This window comes from Caballeronia sordidicola, from assembly GCF_000729995.1.
Taxonomy (GTDB): Bacteria; Pseudomonadota; Gammaproteobacteria; order Burkholderiales; family Burkholderiaceae; genus Caballeronia; species Caballeronia sordidicola_A.
The window spans coordinates 1-17,988 of the sequence record NZ_JNFG01000030.1; the positions used below are offsets into that span (position 1 = coordinate 1).

At 59.0% G+C, this 17,988-nt stretch carries 15 protein-coding genes; 10 read left to right on the forward strand and 5 right to left on the reverse strand.

The genetic code is table 11. From position 1 onward, the window contains the following. Nucleotides 1-1,251 precede the first annotated feature (1,251 nt). From frc to FH08_RS0125585, 4 genes are all read left to right on the forward strand, one after another. Complete coding sequence (gene frc, locus FH08_RS0125570; protein WP_031361090.1) at nucleotides 1,252-2,499, forward strand: formyl-CoA transferase; 1,248 nt, start codon at nucleotides 1,252-1,254, stop codon at nucleotides 2,497-2,499. A 96-nt stretch (nucleotides 2,500-2,595) separates the two neighbouring features. Beyond that, on the forward strand, nucleotides 2,596-3,372 hold the full coding sequence (locus FH08_RS0125575; protein WP_031361091.1) for a fumarylacetoacetate hydrolase family protein: 777 nt from the start codon (nucleotides 2,596-2,598) through the stop codon (nucleotides 3,370-3,372). 13 nt (nucleotides 3,373-3,385) lie between these two features. After that, a complete protein-coding gene (locus FH08_RS49630) occupies nucleotides 3,386-4,114 on the forward strand; it encodes a hypothetical protein (RefSeq protein WP_051888525.1) in 729 nt (242 codons plus the stop codon). A 272-nt stretch (nucleotides 4,115-4,386) separates the two neighbouring features. Further along, nucleotides 4,387-5,634 (forward strand): YbfB/YjiJ family MFS transporter, encoded by a 1,248-nt coding sequence (locus tag FH08_RS0125585; RefSeq protein WP_031361093.1) that lies wholly within the window; start codon nucleotides 4,387-4,389, stop codon nucleotides 5,632-5,634. 165 nt (nucleotides 5,635-5,799) lie between these two features. Here FH08_RS0125585 and FH08_RS0125590 read toward each other — a convergent pair whose 3' ends face one another. The 3 genes from FH08_RS0125590 to FH08_RS0125600 form a co-directional block, all read right to left on the reverse strand. Next, nucleotides 5,800-6,147, reverse strand: a complete 348-nt coding sequence (locus tag FH08_RS0125590; protein ID WP_235210493.1) for a DUF4148 domain-containing protein — start codon at nucleotides 6,145-6,147, stop codon at nucleotides 5,800-5,802. A 285-nt stretch (nucleotides 6,148-6,432) separates the two neighbouring features. Beyond that, entirely contained in the window at nucleotides 6,433-7,212 is a 780-nt protein-coding gene (locus FH08_RS0125595; RefSeq protein WP_031361095.1) for a carbon-nitrogen hydrolase family protein, read from the reverse strand. A gap of 30 nt (nucleotides 7,213-7,242) precedes the next feature. Further along, nucleotides 7,243-8,142, reverse strand: coding sequence for a LysR substrate-binding domain-containing protein (locus FH08_RS0125600; RefSeq protein ID WP_031361096.1), 900 nt, complete (start codon nucleotides 8,140-8,142; stop codon nucleotides 7,243-7,245). 116 nt (nucleotides 8,143-8,258) lie between these two features. Between FH08_RS0125600 and FH08_RS0125605 the strand changes: the two genes are divergently transcribed. Continuing rightward, nucleotides 8,259-9,425: a mandelate racemase/muconate lactonizing enzyme family protein gene (locus FH08_RS0125605; protein ID WP_031361097.1), complete on the forward strand. Its 1,167-nt coding sequence runs from the start codon at nucleotides 8,259-8,261 to the stop codon at nucleotides 9,423-9,425. A 132-nt stretch (nucleotides 9,426-9,557) separates the two neighbouring features. Next, nucleotides 9,558-11,189: an NAD-dependent malic enzyme gene (locus tag FH08_RS0125610; protein WP_031361098.1), complete on the forward strand. Its 1,632-nt coding sequence runs from the start codon at nucleotides 9,558-9,560 to the stop codon at nucleotides 11,187-11,189. A 127-nt stretch (nucleotides 11,190-11,316) separates the two neighbouring features. Here the strand turns inward: FH08_RS0125610 and FH08_RS0125615 are convergent, their stop codons facing one another. Further along, on the reverse strand, nucleotides 11,317-11,841 hold the full coding sequence (locus tag FH08_RS0125615; protein WP_031361099.1) for a hypothetical protein: 525 nt from the start codon (nucleotides 11,839-11,841) through the stop codon (nucleotides 11,317-11,319). Nucleotides 11,842-12,116: 275 nt separating this feature from the next. Here FH08_RS0125615 and pyrE point away from each other — a divergent pair, with 275 nt between their 5' ends. Then, nucleotides 12,117-12,632, forward strand: a complete 516-nt coding sequence (pyrE, locus tag FH08_RS0125620) for an orotate phosphoribosyltransferase (RefSeq protein ID WP_031361100.1) — start codon at nucleotides 12,117-12,119, stop codon at nucleotides 12,630-12,632. 77 nt (nucleotides 12,633-12,709) lie between these two features. Further along, on the forward strand, nucleotides 12,710-13,105 hold the full coding sequence (locus FH08_RS0125625; protein ID WP_031361101.1) for a VOC family protein: 396 nt from the start codon (nucleotides 12,710-12,712) through the stop codon (nucleotides 13,103-13,105). A 22-nt stretch (nucleotides 13,106-13,127) separates the two neighbouring features. On the opposite strand, the gene FH08_RS0125630 is transcribed toward FH08_RS0125625, so the two are convergent. Continuing rightward, nucleotides 13,128-14,495 carry an endo-1,3-alpha-glucanase family glycosylhydrolase gene (locus FH08_RS0125630; protein WP_035567144.1) on the reverse strand — a complete coding sequence of 456 codons (1,368 nt, stop codon included), beginning with the start codon at nucleotides 14,493-14,495 and terminating at the stop codon, nucleotides 13,128-13,130. A 1,084-nt stretch (nucleotides 14,496-15,579) separates the two neighbouring features. Between FH08_RS0125630 and FH08_RS52990 the strand changes: the two genes are divergently transcribed. Together FH08_RS52990 and FH08_RS0125640 are read left to right on the forward strand one after the other, a co-directional pair. Continuing rightward, complete coding sequence (locus FH08_RS52990; protein ID WP_200878786.1) at nucleotides 15,580-15,720, forward strand: hypothetical protein; 141 nt, start codon at nucleotides 15,580-15,582, stop codon at nucleotides 15,718-15,720. Between the two features lie 554 nt (nucleotides 15,721-16,274). Next, nucleotides 16,275-17,807 carry a sensor domain-containing diguanylate cyclase gene (locus tag FH08_RS0125640; RefSeq protein WP_081889570.1) on the forward strand — a complete coding sequence of 511 codons (1,533 nt, stop codon included), beginning with the start codon at nucleotides 16,275-16,277 and terminating at the stop codon, nucleotides 17,805-17,807. The last annotated feature ends 181 nt before the right edge of the window (nucleotides 17,808-17,988 follow it).

The window sequence follows — 17,988 nt, forward strand, 5'->3', positions numbered from 1 at the left end:
GCTTGAGTTGGCTTTTCTCTTTATCACTATTAGCCACTGTGCGTGGCGGCACGTCATTTCTTTGTCCAAAGCGACAAAGAAACGAAGCAAAGAAAACGCTTTCAGAACGAGGGCTCGTAAGTTGACCCAGCGTGCAGTTTCCAAGTTTTTGGCACCCCAAAAGCACGGTGCTCGCAAGAGCGACGGATGTGTGAACCCCTCTTTCTCCGAACACGGATACCCACACGCTTCGCCACCAGTGACTGAACCTGCCCAAGGTGCACCCCGCGCTATCCGCGAAAAACCATCCTCCGAATTAGTACGCATGCCGAACCACGTCGCCAACCCGCCTCGAAACGCGGCCTCACGATGGGTGAGGCCGTACCCGCAAAACTAGCGGCGCAGATCAAGCAATCAACCGACCAACCGATGAAGCACTAAGAGCGCGTGATGCCGTGCGGGTTTCCTTGGCACTCGTGCTTGCCCGAGAGCGTACGGGGCGAAGCGTGTGCGTGTAAGAATTCGCGAGAAGGAGGGGTTCACACATCGGTGGTTCTGGCGAGCACCGTGCTTTTGGGGTGCCAAAAACGTAGGAACTGCACGCTAGGTCAACTTACGAGCCCTCGTTCTGAAAGCGTTTTCTTTGCTTCGTTTCTTTGTCGCTTTGGACAAAGAAATGACGTGCCGCCACGCACAGTGGCTAACAGTGATAAAGAAATTAGCAAACCTAAGCAGACCACTAACTCAGAAAGCAACAACCCGGCAATAAATCCGACCGCTAACGCAGGAACCTGGCACGCCGGCACTGACTCCGACCGCTAACCCTGAAACCTGGCACCCCGGCACTGACCCCAACCGCTAACGCAGCAACCTGACACTCCCAGCATCAGTCCGACATCTAGCGCCAGCGTCCCACCCTGCCGCTTCCGTCAAAACCACCCTCGCGCACTGCAGCAAAAAACCACCAACATTCGCCATCTAGCCGGCATCTCCAGCGTACCGCACCGCACAACCCACCACGTCCTACGCAAAACCACTTGACTAATACTGTGTATAGAATATTGTATATCACAGTGATAGCGCTTTATCCCGGCGCCATGAGGGCCCTCCCCATCTACAGAAGCGGAGAAAAACAGCCCATCATGTCCAGAGCAACAGCAACAGCAACAGCAACAGCAACAGCAACAGCAACAGCAACAACCGAAACCCGGCCATACCCAAGCGCACCACAAGTACCACGATATAAAACCTGCTAAAGGTTAGGAGACAGGCATGAGCAAAGCCCTCGACGGGGTGCGTATCCTCGATTTCACGCACGTTCAATCAGGCCCGACCTGCACGCAATTGCTTGCATGGTTCGGCGCCGATGTCATCAAGGTCGAGCGCGCCGGCGCAGGCGACATCACGCGCGAACAACTGCGCGATATCCCCGATGCCGACAGCCTCTACTTCACCATGCTCAACCACAACAAACGTTCGATCACCATCGATACGAAGAACCCGGACGGCAAGAAAGTCCTCGAGTCGCTCGTGAAAAAATGCGACGTGCTGGTCGAGAACTTCGCCCCCGGCGCACTCGACCGCATGGGCTTCACGTGGGAACGCATCCAGGAACTGAACCCGAGGATGATCGTGGCATCGGTGAAAGGCTTCGGCCCCGGCCCCTACGAAGACTGCAAGGTCTATGAGAACGTCGCGCAGTGCGCGGGCGGGGCGGCATCGACGACAGGTTTCGACGACGGCCCGCCGGTCGTCAGCGGCGCGCAAATCGGCGACTCAGGCACGGGCCTGCATCTCGCGCTCGGCATTGTCACGGCGCTCTATCAACGCAACGCCACCGGCCGCGGCCAGAAGGTGCTCGCCGCCATGCAGGACGGCGTGCTCAACCTCTGCCGCGTGAAGCTGCGCGACCAGCAACGGCTTGAACGCACCGGCACGATGAAGGAATATCCGCAGTACCCGAACGGCACGTTCGGCGAGGCCGTGCCGCGCGCCGGCAACGCATCGGGCGGCGGCCAACCGGGCTGGATCCTGAAGTGCAAGGGCTGGGAAACCGATCCGAACGCGTACATCTACTTCATCACGCAAGCGCCGGTCTGGGGCGAGATCTGCAAGGTGATCGGCAAGGAAGAATGGATTGATCATCCCGACTTTCGCACGCCAGCCGCACGGCTTCCACACCTCAAGGACATCTTCGCCGAGATCGAACTGTGGACGATGACCAAGACCAAATTCGAAGCCATGGAGATCCTGAACCAGCACGATATTCCGTGCGGCCCGATCCTCTCGATGAAGGAAATTGCCGAGGACCCATCGCTGCGCAAGACCGGCACGATCGTCGAAGTGGACCATCCGGTGCGCGGCAAATACCTGACCGTAGGCAACCCGATCAAGCTCTCCGATAGCCCCACCGACGTCGTGCGCTCACCCCTCCTGGGCGAACATACCGATGAAGTGATGGCCGAACTGGGGTACTCGCCGGATCAGGTCGCGACGCTGCGAAGCCTCGGGGCGATCTAGGGTCTCTCGTATGGCGAGACCAGCGGCTTGACATCGCTGCTGGTTACGACTGCCGTTCCTCAAAGACGGCAGCACTACTTCTTCAGGGCTTTCAACGTGGCTAACTGGATTCGTTTTTCCCGCGCCGATGGCGTGGTGGGCTTCGGCACGCTGTCAGAAGATGGCCGGCGCGTGATGCTATACGAAGGTTCTCCCTTTGATCACACGGAGCCGACGGGCAAAGAACTAGGCATAGAGGAGGTAAAGCTGCTGGCACCTTGCCAACCAGGCAAGATCGTCGCGCTCTGGAACAACTTCTACGCGCTATCGAAGAAGCTCGATAAAGCCCCCCCCAAACATCCTCTGTTCCTGATCAAGCCCGCACGCTCCGTAATCGGCACGCATGAGCCTATACGCCGGCCCGTCAGCTACGACGGCAAGATCGCTTACGAAGGCGAGCTGGGCATCGTGATCGGTCGGCGCTGCTCGTCGGTCTCGGTGGAAGAGGCCGAGGCCGCGATCTTCGGCTACACGTGCGTCAACGACGTCACGGCGGGCGAACTCCTGCAGGAAGATCCGAACTTTCCGCAATGGTGCCGCGCGAAGGGATTCGATACATTCGGGTGCCTCGGACCCACGATCGCAACCGGATTCGATTGGCGTGCAGCGCGCGTGATTACCACGCTCGACGGCGTCGAGCGGCAAAACTATCCGATCGACGACATGATCTTCACGCCCGCCGAACAGGTCAGCCTGATCTCGCACGACATGACGCTCGAACCCGGCGATGTCATCGCCTGCGGCACGTCGCTGGGTATCGGCTCGATCAAGGACGGCGCCGAGGTGTGTGTCTCGATCGAGGGTATCGGGACCCTGGTCAATCGCTTGCTCTGACGCGGAGACATCAATGCTTGACGGTGCGTTGTGTGCGTTTGCAGTGATGGCGTCGATGCAGAGCCTGAAGGCCCCCGGCGCCGTCTCGCCCACGCGGCGGCAAGCATTGCGCGATGCAACCGGTATGGGTGCGGCGGTGATCGTGGCTTACGGCATGGCGACGGGTTTCGACTCGACGCTCGTTGCGCTCGCGATCGGGACCATCGCGGCGTTCGCGATGCTGACGCCCCGGTTCGGCAGGACTACGCCCGCGTCGCTGCAAAGTGCGCTGGCGCTGGCCGCGCTTGCGTCGGCATCAGCAGACCGTGTGCTTGGCTTCGACGCGGGTGCTTCCCTCGAGCTGACGGCGCTCGGCGGAATCGCGGCGATTGCGACGGTGTTCGTACTGAGCCGCGTGCGCTTCGGGGTATCGAATGCAAAACTGATGAGCGCGATGCACTTCGCCTGCGCCGCGTTGTGCACGGTGATTGCGTACACGGCGGGGTTCGAAGGCGGCGCGGTGGCGGTGGTGATCATCGGTGCAATGGTCGCGTTGATCGGCGCTTACCTGGCCATGGCGATGGCCGATCGCGCATATCCGGTTTTTATCGCCGCGTTGAATGGGTATGCGGCGTGTTCGGTTGTTGCGGCAGGCGTCGGACTGGCAAACGGTGCGCTGGTGGTGACTGGGGTAGCGCTCGTGCTGGGATGTGTGGCGACGTGTACGAGCGTCACGCCATCGGGTGCGCGCAGAGAGAAGTAGGGCTGCAAGTCTGTGCCACGAGATGACGGGATAGCGTGCTTCGGCACGCTATCCGCGTTTTGAAGCTGAGTTTTTGTTAAGCAGCAGGGCGGACCCGACATCGAGGCATTAGTAAGGAGCGAAGGCCGCGAGGGCCAGGAAGGCCGCGAGCGTGCCGCCATGAGGCTAAGGCGCGTTACCATAGCGACACATCGCCAGTTACCGTGGCCGCGTCCCGGTAACGATAGTGCCCGAGTCTCTTTAGCCCGTCAGCCCACAAGCCGCCTTAGCCGATGATCGACGACACAAGCAGCACCGCGGCACACGCAGCCCCTGTTCATGCATCACGCTCTCGCCAGCACACGCTAGTGCTGGCCGCAGGTTTGTCATTCGGCACCGCGATCGCGCTTGGCCTTACGCGTTTCTCCTACGCACTGCTGTTGCCGGCAATGAAGGCCGATCTCGGCTGGAGCTTCGCGCAAGCCGGCGCGATGAACACCGCCAACGCGCTTGGTTATTTGCTTGGCGCGCTCGCATTTCCGCTTGTATCGCGTCGATGGCCCGTGGGTCTCTGTTTCATCGTTGGATGTGTCTTGACGGCGGCGTTGATGACCATCGGCGGCCTGGTTTCCGATACCCATGCGTTGCTCGCTCAACGGGTTGTCACCGGTATGAGTAGTGCGTTGATCTTCGTCGGCGGCGGAGTGTTGGCCGCGCGTCTTGCATCGGCCCATCCCCGCGATGCAGGCCTGGTGCTAGGGCTCTATTACGGCGGTGCGGGTAGCGGGATTGTTGTCGCGGCGCTGCTGGTGCCCGTGACCACATTCAGCGGTCCGCATGGCTGGCAATGGGCCTGGTTCGCTTTGGCCGCTGCTTGCGCGTTGGCGTCCATCGCCGCGATTGCCGCCGCTCGCAGCATTGAGCACGGCGAACCTGCGCCGGCGGTTCCCGCTGCACTACACGCTGCTTCGCCACACCGTCCAAACCCTTTGCCCTGGCGACGTATTGGTTTCATGCTGGGCGGTTACGCGCTTTTCGGCGTGGGATATATCGGCTACATGACCTTTCTTATCGCGTTGCTTCGTGCAGCCGGCATGAGCGCGGCGGTGGTGACCGCTTTCTACGTGCTGCTCGGTCTGGCAACCATTGTCTCGGCCCGGCTCTGGTCGGGACTGCTCAACCGCATGAGCGGCGGGCAGGCGTTGGCGGTGTTCAATGCGGTCCTCGCGTTTGCAACCCTGATGCCCGCGGCGTTCACGCAACCGGCGGTGGCATTCGTCTCTGGCGCGTTATTCGGCGCAACGTTTTTATCGGCGGTGGCGTCGACCACCGCGTTCGTCCGGCACAATCTTCCAGCCACGCAATGGACCCGCGGGATTGGCGCATTTACGATCGTGTTCGCTGTGGGGCAGATTGTCGGGCCGATAGTCATTGGCTGGATCTCAGATGGTGCTGGCCTGGCTCGCGGGCTTGTATATTCTTCGATCCTGCTTGCCGCAGGCGCCGTTCTCGCGATGTTTCAGAAGCCGTTACGGCATTGAGGGTGATCTTTTGGCGAAAAATCTGACCTAACGAATACTGAGGAAAGCTTAGTTATCTGCCGGGCATAAAAAATCGCTCAGAGCATTTGAGCAATGAGCGACTTTTTTGGTTGCGATTTCTAAGCGATCAATCCGCCGTCTAGTCGACCAACTCCCGATCAAATCTTAGTGACCAAAGTAGATCGAATGCTGAGCGTCGCCGGAAGCGGGCGCGACGGGAACGTGCAGTCCTGAAGCTGATGTACCGCTCGTCGATGGGCCGTAGCCTTCTTCCGCTACCCCGTTCGATGCATCAACGCGTTGCTGAGCTTCCTGCAGCGCTTGGGGATAGGTGTTGTCATTCGTCGCCGGGTTATAGCCGGCCTTTTCCAACTGGGTCAACTGGGCGCGGACTTCCGCACGCGTCACGGATCCGTTGTTGTCCTGAGCAAACGCCAATGAAGGAGCGGCGAGCGCAGAAGCAATAAGCAATGCCTGGAACAGTGACATAACCGACTTGGTTGACTTGGCCATGATGGAATCTCCAGAGTTTGTTTTCGATTTCGGAAGACGTCGAGACTGAGTGACGCTGTCTGCATTCGCTTCTGATGAAAACAAGTCTAGGCCGCCTATTGTCGGTTTTAAACGATAGTTTAGTCGAAAGATATTTGCTGTTACGGCAACAATAAGCCCAGTTCCCTAGGCTGGTGCAGTCATGTTGACCCTATTCGGTAATAAACCATCGAATTAGATGGCCGCTTAAGAAATCAGCAATAAATGCCAACAAGCATGAACTTGCTGCGACTCGACTCGTTCAAGTCAAGGCAGCTCTTTCACATAACACGGGTATTGCGCCTTCTGTGCGCGAGCTGCATCAAGGTCGATGGTGACAACGCGAAGCGGCGCTGCTTCGCTAGTTTCCTCGAGCAGAACACCCTCAGGCGACACGACAAATCCAGCGCCTCCAAACTGTTGTCCGAGTGCGCCGGGACCATGCCGGTTCGAACTGACGAACCACGCACCAGACACGATGGCCGCCATCGTGCCTGCCGTTTTCCATCGTGACAACGAAGTTCCCGAAGCGCGCGGTGTCACGATGAGGTCGGCGCCTTCGCGACCGTACGCTCGTGCGCGGTCGTTGAAGAACAACTCAGTGCAGAGCAACACGCCCACCTTCACCTGTCCGACTTGCACGCAGTCGAATCCGCCCGCGCCACGCACGTACCACGCTTCCTCAAAGAAACCTGGCTCCTGCGGGAAGTACTTTTTGTGATGAATCAGGCGATACGCATTCGATTCCAGCACGAACGCTTCATTGGCGAGACGGCCGTCGAAGGCAACGGGACGCGATGAAATCACCGCCGCCGCGCCAAGGCTGCGCAACGCATCGAGGGCATGCTCATGCAGCGCGATGCTACGTTGCGCGGCTTGCGCATCAAAACTTGCATGCTCCGCGAGCCAAGGGCCGAACGGCATTTCGTTAGTGACGAGAATGTCGGGGCGGGCAGTTTCAATGGAGCGGCGAATCTCATCCCATGCCGGACCGGCCGGTTGCAATCCTTCGGGCCACTGTACATACGCAATGCGGGCAGTTGTCATGACGAAGCGGTCGATATCACCGAGGCGGGGTTACTGGGACGCGCGAAAGTGCTCGACCAGGAAGTCGATGAACGCACGAATGCGCGCGGGTTGATTGCGGCGGCTTGGATAGTAGACAAACAAGTCCGCCGGCGGCAGCAGGAAGTCCGGGAGCACGACTTTCAGCCGGCCGCTTTCGAGGTATTTCGCGAGGTCCCATTCTGAGCGGATCGAGATGCCGTGTCCATCGAGCGCCCATCCGAGCACTATGTCGCCGTCATTACTCGAGAGGCCGCCGTTCACTTTGACCGACACCGTCTCGCCTTCGCGCGTAAAACGCCATACGCCGTAGGCGTCGTCATTCTGCCGGTGAAGGATAGTCCGGTGGCGCGCGAGATCTGCAAGCGCGGTGGGATTGCCGTGCCGCAGCAAATACGCCGGCGATGCACACAGGAAGCGCCTGTTCGACATGATGCGGCGCGCGTTGAGCCGCGTATCGGGTAATGCGCCGAAGCGGATGGCGAGATCGAAACCCTGCTCGACAATATCCACCGGCCGGTCCGTCACATCCAGTTGAACCTCGACTTGCGGATAGCGCTGCACGAAAGCTGACACGAGCGGCGCGATAGTCGTGCGGCCGAAGCCGAGCGAGGCATTCACGCGCAAGATGCCGCGCGGTGCTTCACGGCTGCGCGACACGGCGTCTTCCATCTCGCTCACGGCGGCAAGAATACGCGTAGCGTGCCGCAGATACGTGTCGCCTTCGTCAGTGAGGCTTGCGCTGCGCGTGGTGCGGTTGACGAGCCTTACGCCCAGCCGCTGTTCCATCAGCGCGAGCCGGCGGGTGGCAGCCGGCGGCGTCAGATCGAGCGCACGGGCGGCCGCCGACAAGCTGCCGAGGCGCGCCAGTTGGACAAAAAACTCGAGATCGGAGGTGACGTCGTTCTTCACTTAAACTGAATAATCATATGTGTAGCGGTGAAGTGTAACGCGGCTGCACGCGCGTAAGCTTCGTTATCCGCTTAAGCGTTCCTAAACGCATTGCGCGGCACTCAGGAGACAGTCACATGAAAATCGTGGAAATCCGCGAGCAGACCATTCCGATCAGTTCATCCATTCGGAATGCGTATATCGATTTCAGCAAGATGACGCTCAGTCTGGTAGCCGTCATCACCGACGTGATCCGTGACGGCAAGCCAGTCGTAGGCTACGGCTTCAATTCGAACGGACGATACGGCCAGGGCAAGCTGATGCGCGAACGTTTTATTCCGCGCGTGCTGGAAGCCGATCCGGATTCGCTGCTGGATGCGTCAGGTAACAACCTCGATCCGCACAAGATCTGGGCCGCGATGTTCACGAATGAAAAGCCCGGGGGCCACGGCGAGCGCTCGGTGGCGATAGGCACGATCGACATGGCGGTATGGGACGCGGTAGCCAAGATTGAAGGCAAGCCGCTGTTCCAGTTACTAGCGGATCGGTACGGCAACGGCACACCGAACCGCGATATCTTTGTTTATGCCGCTGGCGGTTACTACTATCCCGGGCAGGATTTCGGCAAGCTCAAGGACGAGATGCGCAGCTACATTGACCGCGGTTATACGGTGGTCAAGAAGAAGATAGGCGGCGGTTCTCTCGACGACGACCTCCGCCGGATCGACGCGGTGCTGTCCGTGCTGCAAGACGGTCAAAAGCTTGCCGTCGATGCAAACGGCCGCTTCGATCTGGACACGGCCATCAAATACGCAAAAGCCCTCTCGCAATACGACCTGTTCTGGTACGAAGAGGCGGGCGATCCACTCGATTTCGAACTGCAAGCCACGCTGAGAAATTACTACGACAAGCCAATGGCAACCGGCGAAAATTTGTTCTCGATGCAGGATGCGCGTAACCTGATCCGCTATGGCGGCATGCGGGCCGACCGCGACTATCTGCAATTCGATTGCGCGCTGAGCTATGGGCTGGTCGAATATTTGCGTACGCTGGACATGCTGCATCAGCACGGCTGGTCACGTTCACGGTGCATTCCGCATGGCGGCCACCAGATGTCATTGAACATTGCAGCGGGTTTAGGCCTCGGCGGCAACGAATCGTATCCGGATCTGTTCCAGCCGTTCGGCGGCTTTCCGGACGGCGTGACAGTGCAAAACGGCTACGTGAGATTGCCGGATCTTCCGGGCATCGGCTTTGAAGGCAAGAGCGATTTGTATATCCACATGCAGGCTTTGTCGTCGTAAGGCTTTCTTCTTTTCGTCGTCGCGTGGCTTAGCCGTTTTCTAGCGGTTGTTTAGCGGTTACTAAGGCGGCGCCCGACGTATTTATCCGCTATTCGGCGCAGTCCCTGCGCGCCGGCTGACAGGAGTGTTGCAATGCAAAAACCTTGCGAGCTTACCGGCCGCGATCTCCTTCGCGATCCCCGTCTTAACAAAGGTTCCGCCTTCACAGAAGACGAACGCCGCCAATACCATCTCGAAGGGCTGCTCCCGCCGGGCAGCAGTTCACTGGAATTGCAGGTTGCGCGTACCCATACGGAGCTGGCCGCTCTCGATAACGACCTGCAAAAATATCTCCTGCTGTCCGATCTCCAGGCGCGCAACGAGACCTTGTTCTACGCCACCATCATGTCCGATCCGGCGACGTTCATGCCGGTCGTGTACACACCGACAGTCGGCGAGGCGTGCCAGAAATTCAACCATATCTTCCGCGCGACACGGGGCATGTATCTGCCCATCTCGGCACGGGGAAGGGTGAAAGAGCTGCTGCAAAACTGGCCGGAAGAGGATGTTCGCTTCATCGTGGTGACGGACGGCGAACGCATTCTCGGACTGGGCGACCTGGGTGTCGGTGGGATGGGCATTCCTATCGGCAAGCTCTCGCTTTATACGGCCTGTGCAGGTGTACCCCCTCAACATTGCTTGCCGGTGACGCTGGACGTGGGCACCAATAACCGCGACCTGCTCGACGATCCCTTGTATCTGGGTCTGCGTCAGGAACGTGTACGCGGCGACGAATACCATGCATTCGTGAACGAGTTCGTCGAAGCAGCGCTGGAACTGCATCCGAAATGCTGCATCCAGTGGGAAGACTTCGCCAACTTCAATGCCGTGCCGCTGCTCGCACGATACAAGGATAAGATCTGCACCTATAACGACGACATCCAGGGCACCGCCGCCGTCGCGCTGGCGGGGATTTTCGCGGCGCTCCACATCTCGAAGCAAAAGCTCGTCGACCAGCGCTTCCTGTTCCTGGGCGGCGGCTCGGCGGGAACCGGCATTGCCGAGCTGATCAGCCAGGCGATGGTGCTGGAAGGCTTGAGTATCGACGAAGCACGCTCGCGCAGCGCGCTGTTCGACGTGAACGGACTGATGGTGAAAACGCGCCAGGACCTGGCCGATTTCCAGAAGCCTTTCGCCCTGGATCATGCACCCGTGAATACATTTGCCGACGCGGTGAAGGCGCTGAAACCGACGGGCATCATTGGTGTCAGTACCGTGCCGAAGCTGTTCAACCGGCAGGTGATCGAGGCGATGGCGGAGATCAACGAGCGTCCGATCATCTTCCCGTATTCCAACCCGACCTCACGCTCCGAGTGCACGGCCGAGGAAGCGTACCGGTGGTCCTCGGGGCGCGCTATTTTCGCGAGCGGCAGTCCGTTCCCGCCAGTGGAAATTGAAGGGCGCACGTTTGTGCCCGGGCAAGGCAACAACGTCTATATTTTCCCCGCGCTGGGCATGGCCGTGTTCGCCACGCAGGCGACCCGGGTCACGGACGAAATGTTCATTGTCGCGGCCAAGGCAGTGGCCGAGCAGGTCTCCGAAGCCAGTCTCGCAACCGGCTTGATCTATCCGCCGCAGAGCAAGATTTTCGAAGCCTCGCTCCATGTGGCCGTGCGCGTGGCCGAGTGTATTTTCGATAATCAACTCGCGCGCGTGCCAAGACCGGACGACATCACCGCGCTGATCCGCGACTGCGCTTACAAACCGGCTTACGCCCCACTCTAAGTCGGGCGGGCGTTTGATTTTTCCGCAAGCCGGAACATGTCGAACGCTTTCTGTCAGATCGGGCCGGGGCTCTTGTGTGGAGAGCCGGGCCCGATTGGTTTCACTCTGCTTTCATTGCGCAGGGGCGCTATGCGAGCGCGGCCCGGATCCGGTCGATCGCTGTGATCTTCGGCGCTTCCTCACCAAGCCGTTCACGAGGGCACCACGGGTACGGTAGCGCATCGGCCCATCGCAGGATCGGTTCGACCGTGTCCTGCGGTAGCGTCGTCATCTCTTCTATCGTGATCCGGAGTTGCCGGACCTGTCCGGAATTCTCCGCCGCGAGCCAGTCGTATCGGCCGAAACCGGCGCGCGCCAGGCCGGTGCCTTTCTCCGACATACACACAAGCCAGTCGCAACTGAACGCTGGTCCTGAGATGGGCGGCTCGCCGATGCAGAAGGTGTAGACGTTCTCATAGCGCTGCCCAAACTCGCTCACCAGAACGGTCGAAATAGCTGCCGCGCCTTTGACCGTAGCCGGGAACGAGATTTCCGAGGTGTTCACTTGCATCGTGAGTTCGGCATCGGCGGTAAATGCATCGGCGATCAAAAATGGACGGTTGCCGTCCTTCGCCCGAATATAGGTTTCGATGGATTTTTGCAGGGTGATCATGGGCGGTTCAGTGACTCTGCTGACGAGGTAGAGATGGGTGCGGGCCCAAGTCTATCGCCGCGCGGCTGTTGCGGGGCGGTATCCCTTTGCCCTTAGCGGGCATGGGCGCGGGGCCTTATTGAGGGTTGTGCCGCTGGATAAATCCCGCTCAGAGCCAGTGATTGGGTCATATCGGATCACCAAGCTTGGGATAATTGCTTCCTCGAACGCAAGTTTTCGCGTAGATTTGCGACCGCGAAACAATTGTTACCCGGAAAAGTAAGAGGAAACCATTCATGACCATTGCCCGGCGAATCCGCGAAGTGTCCAAGTTGAGCGGCGATTTCCTGCTGCGTTCAGGCAAGCGCAGCAACACCTACTTCGACAAATATCGCTTCGAGTCCGATCCCGTGTTGCTGAAAGCAATTGCGGAAGCGATGGTGCCCCTGATCCCCCCAGGCACCGAAGTATTGGGCGGTCTCGAGATGGGCGGCATACCTATCGTGACCATGCTCAGCCAGGTGACCGGCTTGCCGGCCGCGTATATCCGCAAGGAAGCGAAAGAGTACGGCACCTGCAAGTATGCGGAAGGCGCCGAGCTGGCCGGACGCAAGCTCGTGCTGGTCGAGGACATTGTGTCGAGCGGCGGCGCGATCTCCGACGCGGTAGCCAAACTGCGCGCCGACGGCGTGCCGGTCTCGCTGACGCTGTGCGTGATCGACCGTGAAAGCGGCGGTAAGGAAATGCTCGAAGGAATCGGGATCGAATTGAAATCCCTCTATACCTTCTCGCAGATAGAAGCAGGGCAGTAAGTGAGCCAATGAGCGGGCCATTAAGCCTAATTTCTGCTGAACCTTCACCCTGAGCTTCCATTCCTGAGCGGCCGAGCATGCAGCTTCTCGATCATGTTTCCATCGGTGTTCCCGATCTCGACATCGCCCGGCGTTTCTACGACGCGATCATGAGCACGCTCGGTGCCGCGAAGGTATACGACCTTCCCGACGCGCTGGGATATGGCGAGCGATGCACCCCACAGGACGCTGCGTCGACCTATCTCGCGGTGTACCTGGATCCGGGCGCGATTGGCGAAAACAAGCGGCACTGGTGTTTCAAGGCCGCGTCCCGTGCGCAGGTCGACGCGTTCCACGCGGCCGGCCTTGCGGCGGGGGGGCGCTCGGACGGTCCTCCAGGGCTACGCTCTGACTATCATCCAGGCTATTACGCTGCGTTCCTCCATGATCCGGCGGGTAATCGTGTTGAAGCGGTGTGCCATCTCGTCGCCTGAAGCCTGGTTTGCCCACGCCTCGCTAAGCTTTCGCGCTACCCGAAAAATAGTTGTAGGCGCCGGAGAAGTCATCGGTGGTAATGGCTTGTTCGCCGGTCTTGTCGATAATGATTTTGCCTTCTCGCTGCAGTACGAAACGTGGCGTGCCGGCTCGGGCATCCGCGCTGATATGTGTGACCCCTGCGGGCACATCCAAGCGCGTGATAGAGCCCTGCACCGACACCACAAGCACCGCCGGCGCCGTCAGGAACACTGACACGTGAATCTGCGACGACAGTGGTTCGCGGCTGCGCGGTGGCGTGCTGGCATCGTGTGCGTCCGGCGAATGCTGATGATCCTGCCCAAGCGGATTCAGCCGATAAAAATAGAACAGTTGATCCTGCGTGATGGCAGGTTTGCTCCCCGATTTGAACCATTCGATGTAGTACCGGCTCGCATCGAGATAACCGGTATGCGAGAGCAGATCGCCGAAGCGATCGTCGTAGACATGAGCGCGACCGGTGCCGCCGATGGGCGCCACATACGTGGATTCGGCCCAGTCATTCCAGGTCACGATCTGCACCCACGTCGCACCGGACGCGATCGCCGCTTCCCATTCGGTCGCCATGCCAGAAAAGCCGCTGGTTTCGAACGCACGATAGTTGGTGCCCGCACGCAGCCCGCGATAATACGGCGTGACCGGCGCCATGAAGACCTTGCCCCGGCTCTTGAGTTCCGCATTGAGCGCCTCAGTGGACCTCGCGATCAGGTTTGGCGAACCCGCTGCGCCGAAGTAGAAATATCCATCAGCAGTACCAAGGTGTTCCACAATTTCAGAGGCTTCACGTGCGGATATCTGCCGCTCGCCCGACGACGGGAAAAAGTGCGGCACGAAGAATGCGCCCAGCCGGCGGGCTTCGCGCATGAGCGCGGCGCCATTAGTGAAATCCTTGCCTCCCGCGGCATAGGCAGACAGCACGGGTTTGTTATCAACGAACAATTGCGCCTTGAGACCGCGCGTAGTGGCGACTATGTCCTCGATTTCGTCCTGCGCCCGGCCGTCGGCGGAGACGAACAGTTTGAAGTCGAAGTTCAGACGCGCGGCTGCATCGTACAGGCGCAGCACGCGTTGTTTATAGTGCGGCTCGCTGCGATCCCACCCGCCGCAATTGAGTGCGAAGCCGTCGATGCCGCGCGCGTGCGCGTCACGGCATTCCGATTCATAAGAGGCAACGGTTGCGTGCGGGCCGCCACGCGGCCACGCGACCATGTAGTGAGCGAAGACGCGTTTGCGAAGACTCTGCGCTGCAGGTGGCGGTACGGCGGCGTGAGCGCCAAGAGGGACAGTGCAGGGCAGCGACAAGCAGGCAAGCATGAAGCGACGGCGGCCCGGGATGGGACGTGATGGCATGGCGGGCAGGCTCGAAGAGTGTCTGCTCCAATACTAGCCAGATCGTGAGGACTGCATGGGGAAGTTATGCACGCGGACAACGTGGCCGAAACCAGCCGCGAGATTATGAATGCGAGTGCACTGAATCTCGGTTCACCCTGATGCGTCGGCGTTAGCAATCCAGAGGATCGTTAAACGTTTTGCTGTTAGCCGTACAACCGCAGGTCTTGTTGCTATTGAGTCTGGTCGGCGTCAGTTGAGCTTTGCTGGTGCCGATGCCCCCGACCACGTCCGGTTGCGGCCGGAGCGCTGGCTTGAACCGGCGGCGCAGGCGGATGATTGATGTACTGGAAATTCTGCGCAATTGCCGAGTTGGCTACGTCCGGGCTCGACTGCGCGTAAGTGGAGGAAATTGAAGAAATGAAGAGGAGGCAAGCGACGGCCGGTGCGAACGGGATACGGTTCATTAGTGACTCGTTTGTTTGTGAATAAAAAAACGGCCCACCCAAGAGGGCGGGCCAAGCTGCAGTCACTTGCATCACTCACAACCGCGTCTTGGGAGAAGACGCGTAATAAGTGTATGTCGTGCTTGCGTCTCATGCGTTGCAAGACTGCTTACATGCGTTACACCGCATGACAAGCGGTCTTTGAAAAATGGGAGGAACAAGCCTTGCGTATACATGGATGCACTGCATGCCGCAGCCCATGCAGCCGAATCGATGAGCGTGCAGCGTTCGGATAGATTACGAAATGCCGACATTACATACCTATCGACTGAAGTATTGGCCACACTTATCCCATGTTTCAATTCGCGTCCTGAACTGCGTTTGATTCACGTAAACCCCAGTGACTTTTAGCGCAAAAAATTACAGAAAGTTGTTATCCATTTCGCTTTCGGGCCGTTAACAAGGGGAATAGGTGAACAACCATCGACCGGCGGAAACCTCCTGGGACGCGTGATTGACGACATCATCAACTTCAGTGCCGGTTGATGCGTGTTGATGAACTCGTCCGCCGATGTCGGCGTCTGTATTACCTGTGCCTGAATAACCCGCTTTGTGAAGCCACTTCACTTATTACCCGCCTCACACTTATGGAAAACACCATGAAGAAAATCGTTATTGCCCTCGCTCTCGCAGCAGCATCATTCGGCGTCGTCGCTTCGGCCTCCGCCGAGGAGTATCACCATCATCGCGAATGCCACAAAGTGAAGGTGCATCACCATTGGGAAAATCGCTGCCATTGATTACGGGAAGCTTTCCGGTTGCTCGATGTGTCGGCACGGCATCGATAGCCGGTTAAATTCGCAACATCAGCAGCGAGATCTTCACGATCTCCGGCATGACGATTAAGCACGATTAACCACGATTAAGCAGTTTTTGAAAAAGCCGTTCCGCATTTCGCCGGAACGGCTTTTTCGCATCCAGCGTTTCACTGCGCGACGGGTACCTTGATGCTGTCGTATTGCAATGACTGCTTTGACGGACAAAGGCATACAAGAGAACAAACAACAGAAGAAAGATCGTCGCGAGCAACCCCGGAGCGCATAGAATAATCGCACGACGAATAAGTGCTAATGCTCGGCAAGGACCGGGAACAGACCGGGAGTGATGAGGCAATCGAAAGTTGGGACGCGCATGCAAGGCAATGACGGATTGCGTGGGTAATTGCGGCTTTAGGGGAACCGCTTCCGCCCAAGCGGGCGGGTCGATCGGCGAATTGCGAACAGACGCGGGTCGGCTCGGGTCCGATAAGCGCCAGACAGCCAGACAATAAGGCCTTAGCGTTGGAAGCCTTCGAATGTTAAAAAGACCCACTATTTTCTTTCGGCTAAGAGCGGCTTTAGCGCGCCATCCGAATGCAATAGGTCTAGGCAGCATCGCTTTCTCAGTGATCGTGCTCGGGTTCGCCCTGGCTGTTCTGGTGCAGGCGCGCCAGGACGCGACCGCTCGCGCTGTCGAGAATGCGGACAACCTCGCGCGCGTCATTGAACATGACATCACCTACACCTCCCAACTCATGGACCTCTCTATTCGAGCGGCCGTGGACGGTGCACAAGACGCGGACGTCATGCGGCTGCCGGACCACCTGAGACGGGAGCTTCTCTTCGACAGATCCGCTAGCGCCAGCCAGTACATAGGCTCGTTGTTGTGTCTTGATTCGCGGGGCAGGATCATTGTGGATTCCACAAGCGCGGTTCCGCGCAGCGTGGATCTGGCCGATCGCACATGGTTCACCGTTCATCGCGACAATCCGAACCTGGGGCTGTTCGTCAGCCGTCCATTGCAGTCGCGCCTCAATCCAGGCGAAGTCGATCTCATGTTCAGCCGGCGGGTGAACCATCCTGATGGGTCGTTCGCCGGTGTGGTGGTAGCGGCGTTTCGGCTCGACTATTTCCAGAACTTGCTGTCGGGCGTCAAGCTCGGGCCCGGTGGGAACATCACGCTCTTGCAGGATGACGGCCATGTGATCCTACGTTATCCGAATGATGGCATCCAGGTCGACGGGAACTTTAGCGGAAGAAAAAACTTCGAGCGATTCAAGCAGACGCATGAGACGTCGTTCATCAGCACGTCTGGAAACGATGGTGAGGAGCGGCTCTATAACTTCCGCAAGTTCGACAAGCTGAAGATGATCGTGATCATTGCGCCCGCGACCCGTTACGTCTTCGCGGACTGGACCAGCCGGGCCTGGTACATCGGTATTGTCACTGCGCTGCTGATCGTTGGGCTGTTATTTGCCGCGCAGCTTCTCTCCGTGGAATTCAGGCACAGGCTGGTCGTGGAGCAGCAGTTGCGCGACATGACCCGTATCGACGGGCTGACGGGTCTGAGTAACCGCCGCAGTTTGGACGATCGTCTCATGCTCGAATGGCACCGTTCGAAACGCTCGAAAAAACCCCTGGCGCTTTTGTTCGTGGATATCGACCGGTTTAAAAGCTACAACGACACGTACGGCCACCAAGCCGGTGACGACGCGTTGACCGCCGTGGCGCAGGCGATCGCGCGTAACAGCCAGCGGCCGGGCGATATCGCCGCACGTTTTGGGGGCGAGGAGTTCGTCGTGGTGCTGCCGGAAACGGACGGTGCGGCGGCGGCTGTGGTTGCAGCCGCTATCCACGCGGCTGTGCGTGGACTGGCTATCGAACACAACGGGAGCGAACATGGGGTCATCACGGTGAGCATCGGCGTAGCGTGTACCGACACCGAAGAAGTGTCCGACGCGCTCGCGCTGATCAAAGCGGCAGACCAAGCCGTGTATCGGGCGAAGGCGTCAGGCAGAAACCAGACCAGCATGGCCGAGCCATTCGGCGGAGCGGCCGTTACGACCTAGGTCGGATTTAAGTACCCGCAGCTTCATGCAAGGCCACACACATCAGGTGTGAGCCATTGCTAAAGCGTAATACGCAATGCGCGACCTTAGGCTGATCCTTAGGCAGATAGTGACGAGCACGCGCCCTGGCGTTCGTTTGGCTGGTTTTGAACGAAGAGGCCAGGGCGTTGACGGTGTCCCT